Source organism: Chitinophaga niastensis, assembly GCF_003014755.1.
Lineage (GTDB): Bacteria > Bacteroidota > Bacteroidia > Chitinophagales > Chitinophagaceae > Chitinophaga > Chitinophaga niastensis.
Map to the genome: position 1 here is coordinate 459053 of NZ_PYAW01000005.1, position 21893 is coordinate 480945.

A 21893-nucleotide genomic window follows, 5' to 3' on the forward strand; every position below is an offset into this window, starting at 1 on the left:
GACAATTTTTAATATCTTTTTAAATAGAAAGCCTAAAGATAATATCAGGAAACCTAAAGTAATAACCAGAAAAACTTAAATTGAATACTTTTCATTTTTGATTTTTCTATTATTTCCCTTTCCCTTACGAGTTAGAAAACAGGTAAACAACATAATTTGCGTTATACCCGTCTTAATCTGCAAGTAAATTGTACTTGCATCAGCGACAGCTTTACCAGTAAAAGTAGATTTCCTCAAAAAATACAGACCATAATCAAACTGGATATACTGATCTGACTGATACTTTGTACTAGTTCAAATACATATTGCCAGTCTTGTATGATCAAACTATTTATCTTCCTCATGGTTTTCATTGCTCGTGGAATTTTTTTATTACTGATTTTAATAACCCGTCACAAGAAAAAATTTAAACCGCATAATACCTGCGTAAAATGTTGAGTGTATTATTCTTCCAGCGCTGCAAAAATGTAATGAGTTTAATGACCAACTGAGCTTATTACAATGATCATTTTTTCCATACACTTCCTTACTGCCAGTAACATTTGTAGTTTACTGAAAGCGAAGCTTTGTTTTTATTTGCCGGTATCTGCGAGTATTATATGGAAATATATTTATCAATATTAACCTGTCCATATCTTATCTACGGCCCTATACCAGTAATTAATTTCCTGCATTAACTAAAATAGCCAGGCAGGCTATCGTAATCTTCCATTCGAATTTATAATAATTGATGCATCCCGCTCTGTAGTGCGATGTGATGCAATCCTGTTTTAAACTTTCTGCTCAACACTATTGTAAAAACCATTAAGCTTTAAACTATAAATTATGAAAAATTCAGAAAGACCTGTTGTAAAAGAAAATGCGGTTACAAAAAGTGTTTTTGATAAGAATCATAATCAGATATTGCCTTTGTTGATCCAACCTGCACATGATGAGGTTGATCTGAAACACTGGCTGCGTATGCATGAGGAAGAATTTGAGGAAGATCTCAGACGTTGTGGCGGCATTTTGTTCAGAGGGTTTAATATCTATACTGTTGAGGATTTTAATAATTTCATGCAGTGTTTTAACACGGAACCATTACCTTATATGTTCCGTTCGTCTCCCAGAAAAGAACTGGATAATAATATAAGAAATATCTATACATCTACCATTTATCCAAACAACCGCAGGATTAATATGCATAATGAATCTTCATACAGCAGGATATGGGGAGAAAAAATTGTTTTCTGCTGCATTATGCCCCCTGAATCAGGGGGAGAAACACCCATTGCAGATTCCAGACGCGTGTTAAAAGACATTGATCCCGGCTTGTTGGAAACTTTCAGGTTAAAAGGTGTGAAATACAGGCGAAACCTGTTGCCGGATCTTGGAATGCCCTGGCAGGAAGTATTCCAGACAAACGATATTAAAGTAATGGAAGCAACCTGCAAACAGTATAATATTCATTTTGAGTTTATAGATAAAGATAACCTGGTGATTGAATGGGTAAAGAAAGCGATATGGCAACACCCGGTTACAGGAGAAGAAAGCTGGTTTAACCATGCGCTTTTCTTTCACCGCTTTTCCCGTTATGAAGAACTGGGATTATCACATGATGAATATTGCCCTCCGGAATATCTGACCTCGGAAACTTTTTTTGGAGATGGATCTGAAATATCTTCTGCTGCGTATAATAATCTCCGTGAGGCATATGAAAAGAACATAGTGGCATTCCCCTATCAGCAGGGGGATATCATTTTTCTGGATAATATGCTGGCAGCGCACGGACGTTATCCATATACCGGGGAACGTACTATTGCAACTGCCATTATCAATGCTGTGTATGATACTGAAAATATTTGCTGAAATAAATTATTGAATTCGCTGCTGTGGGATTGCTATTTTAAAGCTTAATTTAAAGGCCTGATGATAATATTTTATTTCCCGGAAAATATTTTAACCGGGTTTTGTTTTTGAAATTTATCATGTCGAGAAACCTGTCCTTCAACAAAACTTTTAAGAATGATATGTTGTAACGCATACTTATAATGAAAAACCAACTTGACAGGAAACGCCGTTTATTACTGACTAACAACACTGAAAACGGGTAAATCACTTGCTGCTTTTTTTTTATTTTGCTTATTGATCCGTAGCCCATTTAATATCTGCATCACTTAAGCAAGTGATTGAACCGCCCGGAAATTTATTGGTTTACCTTATCTGATAGTAAGCTTTGTTGCTTACTGCAGCGACAGCATTGCCTTGCTGATCCGCTTTGCCTATTGATACCCCTTGTCCATCTAAATTATCTGTTCTTATGGAAAACAAGTTCGTCCCACAAACACTGGTGGAAATGTTTTTTAGTATTAAACATAACCATGATACAGGAATCAACTTCATTTTATCCGGAAATACAACATCATTTCTTTCTTATCAATCACTCCATGATAATGCGTTGGTGTGGTTAGGATACCTGCAGGCGAACGGCGTGCAGGCAGGCCATGAGATAGTGTTTCAGCTGGATGATAATAAAACATTCATACAGCTTTTTTGGGCATGTATTTTAGGTGGTATTATACCGGTGCCACTTACACTTTCTTTTCACGGAGAAAACGCCAGAAAACTCTCCAATATACAGCCTTACCTGAAACATCCCTATTTGTTTACCAACCAGGCTAATTATGAGAAGCTTCGTAAGCTGGAACATGACAATGCTGAAATTAACGGTAAATATTTTGATAAGATACTGTTCTTTGAAGATATGCCGGTAGCAGGGATTAAAGGTAGCGTGAAGGAGGCGACGCCGGATACCATCGCATTTATTCAGTTTTCATCAGGATCTACAGGTGATCCCAAAGGAGTTACATTAACACATCGGAATCTTATAACAAATATACGTGCCGCTGCTGACGCACATAAATCTTCTCGTCAGGATTGTTATCTAAGCTGGATGCCGCTTACACATGATATGGGCCTGATCGGATTTCATTTATATCCGATGATAGTGGGCGCTGTTCAATGTCTGATGCCTGCGGATCTGTTCATTAGAAATCCTTTGTTATGGATGCAAAAAGCTTCTGAGCACAAGGCAACCATTATCTGTTCTCCCAATTTCGGGTATAAATATTTTCTCAATCATTTTACAGCGGAAAAAGGAAAAGATTGGGATCTTTCTTCCGTGCGTATCATCCTGAATGGTGCGGAGCCGGTATCGGCAACAATCTGTCGTGACTTTATGCAGTCACTGGAAAATTCCGGCCTTCATCCCCATGCCATGTGTGCCGGTTATGGATTGGCGGAAGCAACGCTTGAAGTAACTTTTCCAGGTGTGCATGTGCCTTTCAGCAGCATCTTTATTCCACGGAAAGCACTGGTAACAGGACAGCGTGTAATAAAAGATGATCCGGAAAATACAGGTGATACCGCGGATAGTATGGAAGTTGTAAACCTGGGTATGCCAATTTCAGGAGTGAGCATAAAAATTGCCAATAAAAACGGACAATCATTAGAGAGCGGAAGACTCGGAATTATATGGATTAAGGGAGATGCGGTTACAAAAGGATATTACAACAATACGGTGGCTACTGCTGCTGTCATCAGGCAAGATGGCTGGTTAAATACCGGCGATACAGGATTTATATGGAAAGATTGTCTGTATGTAACAGGCAGAGTGAAAGATATCATTTTTGTGAACGGAGTAAATGTATTTCCGCATGATATTGAAGAGATGCTTGAAAAGATAGAAGGGATAGAAGGGAAAGCTGCCGGTAAAGTAGCTGCATGTGGTGTCCCCGATGAGAAAACAGGCTCAGAGTGTGTGGTGGTTTTTGTGGTACATAAATCTTCGGTAACATCATTCCTTCCGGTAATTGCTGCTGTAAAAAAGTATGCAGCCATCAACATGGGGCTGGAAATAAAACAGGTTATCCCTGTAAAGAAGATCCCTAAAACAACCAGTGGAAAAGTGAAGCGCTATTTACTGGCAGCTGAGTACCAGAATGGTGTTTATGAAGGGATGATCCAACAGATAACGGAAGTAACGGGCTATCCCGTGGATGAAAACAGCACATTGCGCGATTGGTTAAGGCAATGGTTGCAGAACAGGACGGGTACTACAAAAGAGGAATTAGATCAGGATAAAACTTTTGCAGGGTACGGCGTAACTTCCATGTTAGCCGTTGCATTAGCAGCAGATCTGCAAACCTGGTTGCAGGTGGTGGTAGATAATACAGTAATTTATAATTTCCCTACTATTCCGGCCCTGACAAAGCATCTTTCAGGTATTGTTGTTACCCCGGGTATAAAAAATGAGCACCCTCACTATTACAATGATTCTTCTGATAACAGGATCGCCATAATTGGTATGGGATGCCGCTTTCCGGGAGGCGTTAGCAACCCTGGTCATTTCTGGGATTTACTAATGGAAGAGCGTAGTGGCGTCTCTGTTATACCCAAAGATCGTTGGGGGCCTGATGCTCAGTTTGATAGGGATACTGATGCACCGGATAATGTATATATCCGGCAAGCCGGCGTCATTACAGATGTAGATCAGTTTGATCCGTTGTTTTTTGGAATCTCGCCGAAGGAAGCGGCAGGTATGGATCCTCAACAACGCTTGTTGCTGGAAGTATCGTGGGAAGCACTCGAACACGCGGGTATAAGACCATCAAAATTAAGAGGTAGTGATAGTGGTGTTTTTATCGGGATGGGAACAGATGATTATGCGCAGATTATCCGGAAAAATATGTCAGCTGAATATTTCGAAGATGCATTCAGTACCCTGGGACTGGAAAGAAGTATTGCTGCGGGTAGAATTGCGTATGTATTGGATTTTCATGGTCCGGTAATGCAGTTGGATACTGCCTGCTCTTCTTCATTGCTTAGCGTGCATCAGGCTTGCCAAAGCCTGTTGCATAAGGAATGTTCTCTGGCGCTGGCCGGTGGTGTAAACCTGATGCTGTCTCCTGAAGCTACCATTAAATTACACAGGATGAAAGCACTTTCATCATCCGGGTTTTGCAAAACATTTGATGATAGTGCGGATGGATATGTGAGAGGGGAAGGCTGTGGTATAGTGGTATTAAAGCGTTTGCGTGATGCATTGGCTGACGGAGATAATATTCTTGCTGTTATCCGTGGATCAGCAGTAAATCATGATGGGTTAAGTAACGGACTTACTGCGCCCAATGGCTCTGCACAGCAGCAGCTCCTGGAAAAGGCATTAAAATATGCCGGTGTTTCACCTGATGCTATACAATATATTGAAACACATGGAACCGGTACACGCCTGGGTGATCCGGTGGAAGTACAGGCATTGAATAATGTATATGGCAGTTCCCGTCCGGCCAGCCAACCTTTAATGATAGGCGCAGTCAAAACGAATATTGGTCACCTCGAAGCTGCCGCGGGTATTGCAGGACTGATAAAAACAGTGCTCTGCCTGCAGCATAAAAAAATACCTGCCAATCTTCATTTCCATACTCCCAACAAATTCATTCCATGGAAAGATATGACGCTGAAAGTGGTTGATCGGTTAACTCCCTGGGAGCCTGTATCAGGTAAGAGGTGTGCAGGTGTAAGCGCTTTTGGCCTGAGTGGGACGAATGTGCATATGATATTGGAAGAAGCAGCCGGAACAACAGATAAAATTGAAGTAAACAAACAGCTGCCTGCTTATCCTTCTTACCCCATATTGCTTTCTGCAAAAACTTCTGAAGCATTACAACAACTCGCTGATAACTATATTGCTTTGTTGGAAAATACAACTGCCTCATTACCTGATATATCTGGCAGTACGGTCTTTACGCGTGAAATATTTAAACACCGGTTAGCTTTTGAGGCGGCCTCTGTACAGGAAGCCAGGAAATATTTGCAGACATTTTTAACGGGGGCAGAGCAGAAAGGAATGCAATATGGAGTATCGGGTGAGCAACAGGGGAAACTGGTTTGGTTATTTACAGGAGGAGGTGCGCAGTATTGGAATATGGGGAAGGAGCTGTATGAGAACAATGTCATCTTTAAAGAAGTAATAGACCGGTGTAGTATTTTCCTGGAAAAATGCTGGGGATTTTCTTTAACAGCATTGTTATATGAAAAAGAAAAAGAGGAAGCCAGCAGGTTATTATTACAGATGACCTATTTCCAGCCAGCCATATATGCTGTTTCCTGTGCTTTGGCAGAAGTATGGAAATCATGGAATATTTTTCCTTCAATAGTTGCTGGACATAGCGTAGGAGAATATGCTGCAGCCTATACAGCCGGTGTATTTAGCCTGGAAGACGGCTTGAAAATAGTAACGGAAAGAGCACGTTTGATGCAGGCTGTTAAAGAGCCAGGCGGAATGGCTACTGTTTTTGCCTCTGAGGAAGTTGTTGCTGCAGCTATCGCACCATATGGGAAAAGTTTGTCTGTTGCAGCTATTAATGCTCCCGGACAGACAGTAATATCCGGACAGAAAAAAGCAGTGAATACGGTATTGCAATCTTTGTCTCTATCCGGAATAGATGCCAAAGAGTTATTGATAGCCCATGCTTCCCATTCGCCCCTTATGGAACCTATATTACAGGAATTCAGGGAAGTGGCAGACAGTGTCCGATACAATCCACCTGCATTGCATCTCATATCCAATGTAACCGGAAAACCGCTTTCCGGAGAAGTGGACTGGCCAACTTATTGGTGTGATCAGATTGTACAACCTGTTCAGTTCTTTAAAAGTATGCAAGCCATAAAACAAATGGGGGGTGCGTTACTGATGGAATTAGGCCCGCAACCAAACCTCTTATCCATCATACAGGCAACCTCTCTGTATGATGAAGGGGATCTGATTCCAAATATGCGTTTCGGGCGATCATCGTGGAGTACAATGCTCGAAAGCATTATGTTACTATACATAAAAGGAATACAAATAAACTGGAATAGTTTCTATGACATGTACAGTTACAGGAAAGTTCCTTTACCAACTTATCCGTTTACTCGTCAACGTTATTGGATAACAGCGGATGAAACAATGCAACCTTATATGAAAATCAACAATACCCCCCCGGATTTAACAAATGGAATCACTGTAAACGGAGAGGACCGTACAGAAATACTTGGAGCGCTTGCCGCTATTTTTGGAAGTTTGTTAAAAATTCCCCCCACTGAAATTAATATACATCAGCGTTTTCTTGAACTCGGAGCTGATTCCCTGGTATTGACAAATGCAGTACGACGGATTGAGAAAAGATATGCATTGAATTTTACCATCAAACAATTGTTTGAAGATATTAATACGCTCGATCGTATGGCGGACTATATTGCGAAACAGCGCGTGCATGTTTCTGATATTAAAGTACCGGCTGCGCTGAAGGCCCCCCGGGAGGAACCGGCTGCATCAGTAGTCAGGGAGACAGGTACAATAGCATCAGTTGCTGATTATTCTTCCATAGTACAGCGTCAACTGGACATTATTGAGCAACAGGGTCGTTATCAATATGACCTTATGTCACAACAGTTGCAATTATTATCGAAAGGACAGGTTATAAAAAGAGTTCCTGATCAACCTTTATCCGGAGGGAATGCTGATATTTCTCCGGTAACCTTGAACAAACAGCCTTTGCAGGAACCGCAAAGTAATGGAACGCCGGTATTACGGAAGAACCACAAAACAATTTTCCCGAAAATAGATACACGGTCGGGACAAACAGATTTTACAGCCGCACAACAGGAGTATCTGGATGCTTTTATCAGCAGATATAATCTGAAAACGAAAACATCGAAAGCGCTCACGCAACAATACCGGCCGGTATTGGCTGATAACCGGGTAGCTATGGGATTCCGTTTTTCCACTAAAGAAATGCATTATCCTATCCAGGTGGCCTCTTCTTTTGGTTCTAAAGTAACAGACGTAGATGGTAATGAGTATATAGATCTTGCCATGGGATTTGGAGTAAACCTGCTGGGACATCGGCCGGAAGTAGTCGTTTCAGCAGTACAGCGTCAGTTGCACACAGGATTTCAATTAGGGCCAATGTCTCCTTTGACCGGTGAAGTTGCTTCCAGGATTGCTGCGCTCACTGGTATGGATAGGGTAAGTTTTCATAATTCAGGAACAGAAGCGGTAATGACAGCGGTGAGGATCGCACGTGCAGTGACAAAAAGAAAGAAGATCGCCATTTTTATAGGGGCCTATCATGGGCATTTTGACGGTACGCTGGCTACAATAGAAGATATTGAAGCAGATCACAGGAGCATACCGCTTACTTCCGGTGTATTGGAAAATATGGTAGCAGATGTATTGATATTTGATTATACGCATCCGCAGGTAGTAGAACAAATAAGGGCTTTTGCCCCGGAACTCGCAGCAGTAGTAGTAGAACCTGTGCAAAGCAGGAATCCCGGCTACCAGCCTGTTGCCATGCTGAAAGAATTACGCGCCATGACCGCCTCAGAAAATATTGTAATGATCTTTGACGAGATGATTACAGGTTTCCGTATTCATCCCGGCGGGGCACAAGCATATTTTGGCATTAAGGCAGATCTGGTTACTTATGGAAAAATAGCCGGTGGCGGATTACCCATAGGAATTGTAGCAGGCAAGCGCCAGTATATGGATGCATTGGATGGCGGGAACTGGCAATACGGCGATGGATCATATCCCAAAGTAGAAACGACTTATTTTGCCGGTACATTTTGCAAACATCCTTTAAGCATGGCCGCAGCACTGGCGCTGCTCACAGAACTGGCTGAACGAGGACCTGCACTACAGGAGCAACTGAATATACGTACAGCACGCCTGGTAAATGATATTGCTGACTTCTTCCTGAAAAATAATGTACCGATGGAGGTGCATCATTTCGGCTCTCTCTTCCATTTTTCCAGTACAGTTAATATGGATATATTCTTTTATCATCTGCTGGAAAAAGGAGTATATATATGGGAAGGAAGAACCTGTTTTTTATCTGTTGCACATACAGATGAGGATATTGATTTTATGCTGAGTGCTGTTAAAAATAGTATCAGGGATTTACAGCATGCCGGTTTTTTGGCAACCCAATCCGATGATAAAACAACAACAACAACCGGTTTTCGTATACCCCTTTCATTTAGCCAGGAAAGCCTTTGGCTTATCGATCAACTGGAAGGGAGCGTACATTATCATGTCCCCGCAGTGCTGAAACTAAAGGGAAAGCTGGACCATAATGCACTGACTTTTGCCCTGAAGGAGATCGTGCATAGGCATGAAGCATTAAGGACTGTTATACGGCAATCGGATGAGCAGGATAATAGCGCCTGTCAGCATGTGCTGGATGCCGGTCAATGGGAGTTGCCTGTCACCGGGCAGGAAGCATTTAAAGACAATCCTGCTGCGTTACAGGAATACGTACTTGCCTTCAGTCAGATACCTTTTGACCTTTCCCGGGATTATATGTTAAAATCCCGGTTATTGAAGTTATCTCCTGATGAACATATACTGATTTTAGTATTTCATCATATTGCATTTGACGACTGGTCATCTCACATTTTTTTCAGAGAGCTTACTGAATTGTATTCGGCTCGTCTGGAAAACCGCCCCCACCGGCTGTTGCCGGTGGGTATGTCCTACACGGATTATGCCATCCAGCAGCGCTCCTTTTTTACCGGAGCATTACGGGATAAACACCTGACATACTGGAAGCATCAACTGCAGGGGGCAGTATCACTGAATTTACCGGCAGATTATCCGTTACCTGCAAATAAAAGCAGAGAGGGAAAATTGATCAGTTTCCATATTGATAGATCATTAACAGTACAGTTAAGGCAATTAAGCCAGCAGCAGGGGACCACACTGTATATGACACTCCTGGCTGTTTTCAAGGTATTATTGTATCGCCTCAGCGGGCAGGAAGACATCTGTGTGGGCAGCCCTGTATCAGGCCGGTCAAAAGAGGCGGTGGAAGATATGATAGGTTTTTTTGTAAATACGGTGGTCCTGCGCAGCAATTTGAGCAATCATCCTTCATTTGCAACTTTTCTGCAACAGGTAAAAACTACTGCACTCACAGCTTATGAATACGAAGAAGCACCTTTTGAAAAAGTAGTGAGTGAAGTAATCACTGATCGTACACCAGACCATCATCCACTGTTCCAGGTAATGTTTGTATGGCAACATACGCCCGATATGAGCGAGCTGCATCTCGGAGAAGCAACGTTATCACTGGAAAAAACAAAGCGTAATACTTCCCTGTTCGATATTACGCTTTTAATAGAAGAAGGGCCGGATGATCTTTACGGAGAAATAGAATACAGTACAGACCTGTATAGCGCTGAAACGATAAGCCGATGGATCTCCCTGTTAAAACAGTTATTATACACGGTGGTAAAATCACCGGAAATACCGATACACAGCCTGTCAATTCTCACAGAAGAGGAAGAAAAACAATTGCTGGAATCATTTAACAACGGTGCAGTTAATTATCCTGCGGATAAAACAATTATTGATTTATTCAGGGAACAGGCAGCCCGCACACCAGATGCTACAGCGCTGGATTTTGAAGGAGGATTAATGACTTATAAAACCCTGGATGATCGCTCGGATCAACTGGCACAGTACCTGTGCAGCAAAGGCGTTAAAGCAGAAATGTTGATCCCGGTTTGCCTGCAGCGTTCACCGGAAATGATAGTGGGTATCTTAGGTATATTAAAAGCAGGTGGCGCATATGTTCCTATTGACCCTGATTATCCGTCGGCACGGATCAGGTATATATTGGAAGATACATCGGCAGCTTTTGTGTTAAGCAGTAATTCCTGCAGACATTGTTTTACGGCATTGACACAGCAAATTGATGTTATTTATCTGGATGATGACACAGATATAATCGGCAGCTTTCCCGGAATAGCACCGGATATAGTAGTGGCGCCTGAGCAACTCGCTTATATTATTTATACTTCAGGTTCTACCGGAAGTCCTAAAGGTGTGATGATAGAACATAGAAATGTTGTCCGGTTATTTGAAACAGAGATGCCCTATTATGATTTTAACGACCGTGATGTATGGACACTCTTTCATTCTTTTTGTTTTGATTTTTCGGTATGGGAAATGTATGGCGCATTGTTTTATGGCGGACGGCTGGTAATAGTGCCGAAGCATATTGCTCAGGATGCAACATTGTTCGGTAAGTTGTTGGTAGCTAAAAGTGTAACGATACTTAACCAGACACCGTCTGCTTTTTATGTATTGCAGGATTATCTGACAGCACACATAAGGTCTGTACCGGTACGATATGTGATCTTTGGAGGGGAAGCACTTGATCCCGGTAAGCTGCAGCCATGGCTGGATAACTACCCAGATTGTAAGCTGGTGAATATGTATGGGATTACCGAAACAACAGTACATGTCACGTATCAACCAATAAATGCTGGTCAGCAAAATGCCCGGAGTATAATTGGAAGAGCTATTCCTACTTTATCCATATATGTATTGGACCCCTATCGCAATTTGGTTCCTGTTGGTGTAACAGGTGAATTATATGTAAGTGGCGCAGGGCTGTCCCGTGGTTATCTCCATCGTCCGGATTTAACTGCGGAAAGATTTGTTCACAATCCTTTTACCTCCGGAGCAGGAGAAAAAATGTACAGAACAGGTGACCTGGGCAGATGGTTGCCGGATGGAAATATTGAATACCTGGGCCGGATAGATGATCAGGTAAAGATCCGTGGTCATCGCATAGAATTAGGTGAAGTAACACAGGTACTACGGCAATGTGAGCTGGTAAGCCAGGCTTTTGTATTAACAGCAACACCAGGTGAGCAGTCTGAGAGCAATCATAGCTACCTGGTAGGATATGTGGTACCGGTTGGCACTTTTGACAGGGAACGTATCATGTCATATCTGATAGAAAGGTTGCCGGAGTATATGGTCCCGGTATCACTTGTTGCATTGGATAAATTACCATTAACAGCCAATGGTAAAATTGATAAGAAACAATTACCTGATCCCAATACAGGTCTATTGTCCGCAAATATTTATGTTGCTCCCCGTAATGAAGCAGAACAGATGTTGGCCATCCTTTGGGCGCAGCTATTGGGCGTAGAAAAAGTGGGTATACGTGATAATTTTTTTGAACTTGGAGGAGACTCTATAGTTGCCATACAGGTGGTAAGCCGCCTGAGAAAGGCAGGGTATGAGCTACGCCCCGGGAGCCTGTTTAAGTATCAGACAATCGAAAAATTATCTTTTCTGCTTTCGCCTGAAGAGGAAGCCCCGGTTGAAATACACAATAATATTACGTTATCATCCGCCAATTTCCTCCCTCCGGATTGTTATGGCCTGGAAGAAGAACTGAATGATAACAGGCTCCATGATTTTCTGACAGGTGTTTATGAGAGAAAGGCAGCACATGGCCGGATAACCAGCATGTATCCATTAAGTGGTTTACAGGAAGGAATGTTGTTTCATGCTGTATATGACCTGCAGACAGCGGATTATATCAACCAGTTTTCCTGTGAATTTGAACAGCTGCAGATAAATATCTTTGAGGAATGCTGGCATTATCTTTTGCAGCGACATAGTATTTTAAGAAGTGGTTTTTACCCGGATAGCTTTAATGTCCCGGTTCAGTGTGTGCACAGCAATGTGCCCCTGGAGCTTCCTGTGGCCGATTTTTCTCATATGGAGAAAGATGTGCAACAGCAGGCATTAGCGGCATATGAAGCAGCAGACCGTATTAAAGGGTTTGATCTCACAAATCCGCCACTAATGCGTTTGAGCCTGATACATCTTGATAAGGGCCGTTACCGTTTCCTGTGGACGCATCATCATATTATTTTGGATGGATGGTCATTGGTGGTTCTGGTAGAAGAGCTGCAATATATATACAGGATGCTGGTAAGCGGGCAAAAGCCGTTATGGGGAGATGAGGACTTGTATGAAGATTACATTCGTTATATAGGGCAACAGGATAAGGAAAAGGCAGCATTGTACTGGCGGGAATATCTCGGAGATATAACTGAAGGAACGTTGTTGCCTTTTATAGAAAATACCGCTGAGCGTACAAAAGGAGGCGGTACATATAAAGAAGAATTTTTGGAGATGGATGAAGCTGTCACGAAGAAAATTTCACATTATGCCCGCAGCCGCCATATTACAGTCAATACACTCATGCAGGGTATTTGGTGTTATTTACTGTATCGCTATACCGGTAATCAGTCTGTTACTTTTGGCGTAACTGTTTCCGGACGCCCGGAAACCCTTTCCGGAATGGAAGAACGTGTTGGCTTATTTATTAATGGACTGCCTTTACATACAAGGTTGGATGAATTGGCTACTATAACGGAATGGTTGCAGACACTTCAGGGAAATCAGTTACAGAGCCGGGAATATCAATATAACCCGTTGTATATGATCAGGCAATGGCTGGGAATATCCGGGGATATTTTTGACAGTGTAATGGTTTTTGAGAATTTTCCTTTTGGCAATGCACTTTCACCTGACCATCGTTTAAGATTAGATGAAATCCGGGTATTTGAACAGAATAATTATCCGTTAAGTATCATCATAACAGAAGAGAAAGCCCTGAGGATTTCATTCTGCTACAATATAAAATTACTGGAACAATCCACTGTTCAAATGATGGCAGGTCACTTTGAACAGGTATTATTACAGATTGTCAATAACCAGGTTAAAAGTTTTAAGGAACTGGAATTACTGACAACTACAGAACGCAAACAATTACTGGAAACATTTAATAACACAACAGTAAATGAACCTGCACAACAATACAAAACACTGATAGATCTGCTGGAGAATCAGGCTTTGTGTACACCGGAAGCAACAGCATTAGTTTATGATGAATGCACATTAAGCTACGAAGCACTTGTGAAACGCGTCAATCAGTTTGCGCATTACCTTCGCGGGCAAGGTGTAACAACAGAAACGCTGGTTCCTGTATGCATGGAACGGTCAATAAATATGATAGTAAGTATCCTCGCCATTATGAAGGCCGGCGGAGCTTATGTACCCATAGATCCCGATTTTCCTGCTGAAAGAATTGGCCATATAATTGAAGATTGTAAGGCAACGCTGCTGTTGACCAGTAGTATGTACCGGCAAAAATTGCCGGCAATGGAAAACATCCGTATCATTGAACCGGAAGAAGAAACCATTTCTGAGCAGATATTGCCGTCGTTAATTCCTGCCGTTATTCCTTCCCAGCTGGCTTATGTGATTTATACCTCCGGATCAACCGGCAGGCCCAAGGGTGTAATGATAGAACACCGGGGCATGCTGAATCATTTACAGGCAAAAGTTAAAACATTGCATATTAATCAAACATCAGTCGTAGCTTTTACAGCTGCCTGTACTTTTGATATTTCGGTATGGCAAATGTTTGCGGCTTTAATAGGTGGTGGAAAAACTGTCATTTACAAAGAGGACCTTATTTTTCATCCTGCTGCATTAATGGAATCAGTCAGCCGCGATAAGATTACTATACTGGAATTGGTGCCATCTTATCTGGCTTCCCTGCTACAGGAATTTTCTGGTGCAATCACCTTCAGCTTGCAGTATCTTCTAGTTACCGGGGAAGCAGTCAGTAAGCAATTGTTAAAGCAATGGTTCAGTCACCGCATTTTTGGTACTATACCTGTTGTCAACGCATATGGGCCAACGGAAGCCTCGGATGATATTTGCCATTATGTGATGCACGAAACGCCTGTGTACGCAAATGTTCCGGTGGGCACGCCAATACAAAACCTTAAGGTTTACATATTGGGCCCTTCTTTACAATTGTGTCCGGTAGGTGTAAAAGGAGAGATATATGTATCAGGAATAGGTGTAGCAAGAGGGTATCTTCAGCATGCGGCGCTTACAGCAGAAAAATTTGTGACGGACCCATTTTCTGCGGATAAATCCGTACGGATGTATTGCACGGGCGATCTGGGTAAATGGTTGCCGGATGGAAATATTGAATACCTGGGAAGGATAGATGATCAGGTGAAAATACGCGGCTACCGGGTGGAGCTGGGTGAAATAGAGCGTGTATTACAGGAAAGTGGGTTAATAAGTGAAGTAGCTGTAATAGCCTGGAGTGCTGCAGATAATGACCAGCGTCTGGCAGCTTATATAGTTCCGGCCGGCGCTTTTGACAGAGAAAGCATAATAGCATATCTGAGACAACGTTTACCGGTTTACATGATTCCTGATGACTGGATAGTGCTTGACAAGCTACCGCTGACTGCAAACGGAAAAATCAATCGTAATATACTGCCTGCGCCGGAAACCGTTGTTTTACCAGCGAATGCTTATGTGGCGCCGCGAAACACAACAGAAGAAATACTTGGCAGTTTGTGGCAGCAATTACTTGGCGTACAACGGATAGGGATACACGATAATTTTTTCAGGCTTGGCGGCCACTCATTAAAGGCCATTCGTTTAATGGCAGGAATCCGTACAACGTTACACAAAGAAGTATCCATAAAATCATTATTTCAATTCCCCACTATCTCCGGATTAGCAGCACAGCTGCTGTCGAGCGGCGGGAATAAAGCGCTTCCGGCATTGGAGGTGATGCCCCGGCCAGACTTTATACCACTTTCGTATAGCCAGGAGCGTTTGTGGTTTATCCATCAGATGGAAGGCAGTGTACAATATCACCTGCCTGCGGTATTAAGGTTGAAAGGTAAGCTGAATAAAGATGCACTGGCTTTTGCATTGCAGGCTGTCATTAACAGACATGAGGTGTTGAGAACAGTGATCCGCCAGTCTGCAGAAAAAGACATGGCCTGGCAATGTGTTGAAGACAAAGATCAGTGGCAGCTGACCATAATAGATGATGCTACCTGTAAAACAGATCCGGAAGCGCTGCAGCATTATATAAAGGCATTAATTGATATTCCTTTCGATCTGACGGCAGATCATATGTTGCGCGCGCACTTGATGGTAATAGGAGAAGAAGAGCATGTGCTGGTAATCACACTGCATCATATTGCATTCGATGATTGGTCAGCAGGTATTATTATCCGCGAACTAGTGGAGTTTTATGATGCATTTACGAAGGAACGGTCTCCGGTACTGGCGCCATTGAATCTCCAATACGCAGATTATGCAATATGGCAGCGAAAGTATTTGTCTAAATCTTTACTGGAGCATAAGATCAATTACTGGAAAGAAAAATTATCCGGAGTACCGGTATTGAAATTACCTACAGATTATGTACGACCTGTTTTACAAAAATCAAATGGCGCGGGATATTCTTTTTATCTGGATAAAACATTAACCCATCAGCTGAAAGAACTATACCTGCAACAGGGAACTACCTTATTTATGACGTTACTGGCTGCTTTTAAGGTATTGTTATACCGCTATACCGGGCAGACAGATATTTGTGTGGGATGTTCTACAGGCGCCCGTTTGCAGGAAGCCGAAGCGTTGATCGGATTTTTTGTTAATACATTGGCTTTGCGCAGCGACCTGAGTGATAATCCTTCTTTTTTAACATTTTTGCACCAGGTAAAGGAAGTGAGTTTAAGTGCCTATGAACACCAGGAAGTACCTTTTGAAATGGTAGTGGAAGCGGTGGTAAATGAACGGGAAATCAGCCGTAACCCTTTGTTCCAGGTATTATTTGTGATGCATAATGTTCCGGAAATACCGGAAATACGTTTGGGTGACATTGTACTGTCCGGAGAAATATTTGATCATACCGCCTCCAGGTTTGATATGTCTTTTTCAGTTGTTGAAGAAGCTGACAGGCTGCAGATATCAGTGGCCTACCGCAATGATCTGTTCAGTGCAACCACTATAGAGCGAATGGCAGGGCATTTTGTACAATTGCTGCAATCAATTGTAAGAAATCCGGAACAACAGGTAGGAACTTTATCCATGTTGACGGATGTTGAAGAAAAACAATTACTCACTGATTTTAGTCAAAGTATTGCTACCTATCCGGAGGGTAAAACTGTAGTGGATTTATTTGAATCACAGGCAGCAAGTTCTCCGGATGCTGTGGCCTTAGTATTTGAATCCTGTTCGCTTACGTACAGGGAGTTGAACCGGCAGGCTGATTGCCTGGCTGCTTATTTATTTAAGCAGGGTGTAAAAGCCGGAACCCTGGTTCCGATTTGTGTGGAAAGATCAGTACATATGATAACCGCGATACTGGGCATCTTAAAGGCAGGAGCGGTATATGTGCCAATAGATGCCGATTATCCGGCAGACCGTATTAATTATATACTATCAGATACCGCGGCCGCTGTAATCATCAGTAGTGATGCTTGCCGCCATCAGCTGCCTGTTACATTGGATATTATCTGTCTGGACAGAGATAATGAAAAGATCAGAAAGGAAACGCAGCTATTGCCGGTACAAGCCCCGGCCCCCGATCAAACTGCCTACATCATATACACGTCCGGTAGTACCGGTACTCCCAAAGGTGTGATGGTTACTCACCGCAACCTGGTGGATTACTTTTTTGGCCTGAAAGAAAAGGTTCCGGTAGAAGATTGCCGCTCCTTTGCATTGTTATCAAGTATTGCTACGGATTTGGGTAATACGGTAGTATACAGTGCACTGTTAACGGGAGCCAGCTTGCATCTCTTTTCACTGACAACCGTCAGTGATGGCAACTTGCTGCTTGATTATTTTTCCAGGCAATCTATTGATTGTATTAAAATTGTTCCATCTCACTGGAAAGCATTATCCGCGTCAGGAAGATTATTATTACCCGAAAAATTGCTCATTTTCGGTGGAGAGGCCCTGGATACAGCTGTAGCAGACAGTATCCGGTTATCCGGAGCTGCCTGTATGATAGTAAATCACTACGGACCTACGGAAACGACTATTGGAAAATTGCTGCACATCGTGAACGAACACACAGTTTATCATTATAATATTCCTATCGGAAAACCCTTTTCAAATACACGTATCTATGTATTAAGCCCGTATAATCAATTATGCCCTGTTGGTATACCAGGTGAGTTATATGTAGGAGGAGATGGTGTGGCACTGGGATATTATAACAACGAAGTGCTTACAGAAAGCAGGTTTATTGCTGACCCCTATTTGATTACCGGTGAAACAAGGTTTTACCGTACCGGCGACAGGGTGAAATATTTACCGGATGGAAATATTGTTTTTATCGGTAGAATGGATGAACAGGTAAAGATCCGGGGATATCGTGTTGAACCAGGTGAAACAGAACGTGTGCTGAACGCATGTACCGGTGTGAAACAGGCAGTGGTAACTGTCAGTAATAATGCTGATCAGTTGATTGGTTACATAATACCTGCGGGTGTATTTGACAAAAATGCTATTCTCTTTTATCTGAAAGAACGGTTACCGGAATATATGATACCCTCCGTGTTGGTAGAGGTAAAAGTTTTTCCGCTGCTGGCCAACGGAAAAATTGATAAACATGCCCTGCCTGATCCGGGAACAACAGCGTTATCAGGTGAAACCTATGTGGCTGCCCGCAATGAAACAGAATTGATACTGGTAAATAACTGGCAACAATTACTGAATGTTGGGAAAGTAGGAATACATGATAATTTTTTCGAACTGGGAGGTCATTCCCTGCTGGCTATGCGGTTGACGTTTTTCCTGCGTAAAGCGTTCCAGACAGAGGTGTCTGTAAAAAATTTATTTCTATATCCTACAATAGCCGGATTGGCCGCGTTTATAGAAGAGCAGCAAAAAGGAACAGCTGTTCCGGTTATTAACATAATGCCGAGACCTGAACGTATCCCGTTATCGTATAGCCAGGAACGTTTATGGTTTATTGACCGGCTGGAAGGAAGTGTTCAGTATCATATATCCGCAGTACTGAAATTAAAAGGCAAACTTAACACGGCATGTCTGCATAATGCATTGAAGGCACTTGTGAACCGCCATGAGGTGCTACGTACGGTAATTGCTCATGAAGACGGAATTCCATATCAGCGCATACTCGATAAAGACAGCTGGCAGTTAACAGTAACGGATGCTCCCTTGTACAGAAAGGATACACTGGTACTGCAATCCTATATTAACCAGTTAATGGCTGCTCCTTTTGATTTAACAGAGGATCATCCGTTGCGTGCGTACCTGGTAGTACTTGGCGAAGAAGAATATTTACTGGAATTAACATTGCATCATATTGCCTGTGATGGCTGGTCTGCTGATATTATTCTCAAAGAGTTGGCAGCATTGTACAATGCATATGTTGATAACACAGACATCATCCTGCCTTCTTTGCCAATTCAGTATGCAGATTACGCTATATGGCAAAGAGCTGATTTATCAGGAACTACCTTGGATAATAAGCTGGAGTATTGGAGAGGTAAACTAAAAGGGGTAGCCACTTTGCAATTACCCACTGATTATCCGCGCCCCGGTATACAGAGTACCCGCGGTGCAAAGAGTGCCTTCCGGCTTGACCTGGAATTGCTGAATAAACTCCGGCAGCTTTCCAATCAGCAGGGCACTACCTTATTTATGACATTGCTGACAGTTTTTAAGATATTACTATACCGGTATAGCGGACAGGATGATATCTGTGTAGGCAGTCCTATAGCGGGGCGTATTTACCAGGAAGTAACGGAGCTGATAGGGTTTTTTGTAAACACATTGGCACTGCGCAGTGATGTGAAAGAAGGCCTTTCCTTTATTTCCTTATTACGGCAGGTTAAGCAAACTACATTAGATGCTTACGACCATCAGGAAGTACCTTTTGAAAAAATAGTGGAAGCAATAGTGAGGAGCCGTGATCTGAGCCGGAACCCTGTTTTTCAGATGATGTTTGAGTTGCGTAATACGCCACAGGTTGTAGCGCCTGCCTTAAAGGATGTAGAGGTGTCAGCTATAGATATCGAACAGCAAACTACACAGTTCGACTTAACCGTTACGATGCAGGAAGAGGCGAATGGTTTGTATGGAGAAATGGTGTATTGTGTTGATCTGTTTCATGCAAAAACGATCGACCGGATGATGCGGCATTATGAACAATTACTGAAAGCAGTAGTGGCAACACCCGGTGCACAGGTAAAAGCACTATCCATGCTTACCCCGGAAGAAGAGCATCAGTTGTTGGTAACCTTTAATGATACCGCTACAGACAATGACCACATAGCCGGTAAAACATTCCTTCATTTATTCAGTGAGCAGGTAGCACTTACACCAGATGCTGTGGCGGTGGTGTTTGAGAAGGAAACACTCAGCTATAGAGAATTAAATGAACATGCAGAACAGCTGGCCAGTTATCTGATCAGTAAAAACATTGCGCCAGAAACTTTTGTTCCGGTATGTATAGAACGTTCTCCCTTATTGATTATAGCCATCCTGGGTATTATGAAATCCGGTGCAGCCTATGTTCCGATAGATATGGGATTACCTGCAAAACGGATAAGTTATTTGCTGGAAGATTGTAATGCTGGTCTTATTATAAGCAGCAGTTATGGAAAGCAGCAATTGCCACTGCATGGGTATGAAATTGTTTTGATGGATGCAGATTGGGAAATAATTGCCAGGCAACCTGCCGTATCATTGGAAACACGCACTACCCCCAACAGTTTGGCCTATCTGATCTACACTTCGGGATCAACCGGGCAACCCAAAGGTGTAATGATAGAACACCGGGGAATGCTGAATCATTTACTGGCAAAGATGAACGACCTGAAAATAAACCAGGATACCATTTTAGCCTGCACAGCTGCATATACGTTTGATATTTCTGTATGGCAGCTTTTTGCAGCTTTATTGTGCGGAGGACGTACTGTTATTTATGCGGATGACCTGATTGCCTACCCGTCCGGATTAATCAGGGCAATAGATGACGATAAAATAACTATACTGGAATTGGTTCCCTCTTACCTGGACGTATTGTTGCAGGAAAAAACAAGCGTAACATTTAAGAGCGTGCAATACCTGCTGGTTACCGGAGAACCAGTGAGCAAGCACTTGCTGGAAAAATGGTTTAAACATAAAAACTTTGGGTCTATACCTGTAGTGAATGCTTATGGACCTACTGAAGCGTCTGATGATATCTGCCATTATTTTATGTACGGCATTCCTGATGCAACGAATGTTCCTGTTGGAAAAGCATTGCAAAATCTGAAGATATATATACTGAATGATGCGCTGCAATTATGCCCGGTTGGCATTACCGGAGAGATCTGCGTAGCTGGTACAGGAGTAGCACGCGGTTATCTGAACCGTGCTGAACTAAATGCGGAGAAGTTTATCAGAGATCCGTTTAATACCGTTGAAGATATACGTATGTTCCGCACCGGAGACATTGGATGCTGGCTGCCTGACGGAAATATAGTTTTTATGGGTAGAAAAGATGATCAGGTAAAATTAAATGGATTCCGCATTGAACCGGGTGAAATAGAATATGTAATGCAGCAATGCGAATTGATAAAGCAGGCAGTTGTACTGATCAAAACAATTCCGCAGGATGATATGGGGAACAGTACACGTCAGCAACTGGTGGGTTATATAGTGCCGGAAGGAAATTTTAGCAGGGCGCAGATACTTTTTTATCTGAAAGAGCGACTTCCTGAATATATGATCCCGTCCCAGCTGATAGAACTGGACAGGATTCCGCTGACCATAAACGGAAAGATTGATAAACAGCAATTGCTTGAGTTATTTACACCCGTATCATTAACTGATACATACACCCCGCCACGCAGCGAAACGGAACATATGCTTGTCTCCATCTGGCAAAAATTGTTAGGAATACAGCAGGTAGGTATCTGTGATAACTTTTTTGAATTAGGCGGGCATTCGCTGCTTGCCATGCGTTTAGTTTCGGAACTGTATGAGTTATTTCAGGTAGAAGTGCCTGTTAGTGCTGTTTTTCAGTTAAATAATATTGAGTCATTAGCCAGATATATGGAGGTCCGCAAGGATGATTTTATGTCTGTTGATAAAGACGCATTTGAATTATAGATCTGCTACCTTTTTTCTTACGATTAAA

2 protein-coding genes are annotated in these 21893 nt (G+C 42.5%); both read left to right on the forward strand.

Features of this window, described 5'->3' with window-relative positions:
- Positions 1-825: 825 nt before the first annotated feature.
- Positions 826-1848, forward strand: a complete 1023-nt coding sequence (locus CLV51_RS22880; protein ID WP_106530407.1) for a TauD/TfdA family dioxygenase — start codon at positions 826-828, stop codon at positions 1846-1848.
- 451 nt (positions 1849-2299) lie between these two features.
- On the forward strand, positions 2300-21865 hold the full coding sequence (locus CLV51_RS29815; RefSeq protein ID WP_106530408.1) for a hybrid non-ribosomal peptide synthetase/type I polyketide synthase: 19566 nt from the start codon (positions 2300-2302) through the stop codon (positions 21863-21865).
- Positions 21866-21893 lie beyond the last annotated feature (28 nt).

What these genes read in the sequence shown, in the direction of transcription:
- CLV51_RS22880 (WP_106530407.1), top strand. Translation starts at nt 826, where the DNA reads ATGAAAAATTCAGAAAGACCTGTTGTAAAAGAAAATGCGGTTACAAAA.
- CLV51_RS29815 (WP_106530408.1), top strand. Translation starts at nt 2,300, where the DNA reads ATGGAAAACAAGTTCGTCCCACAAACACTGGTGGAAATGTTTTTTAGT.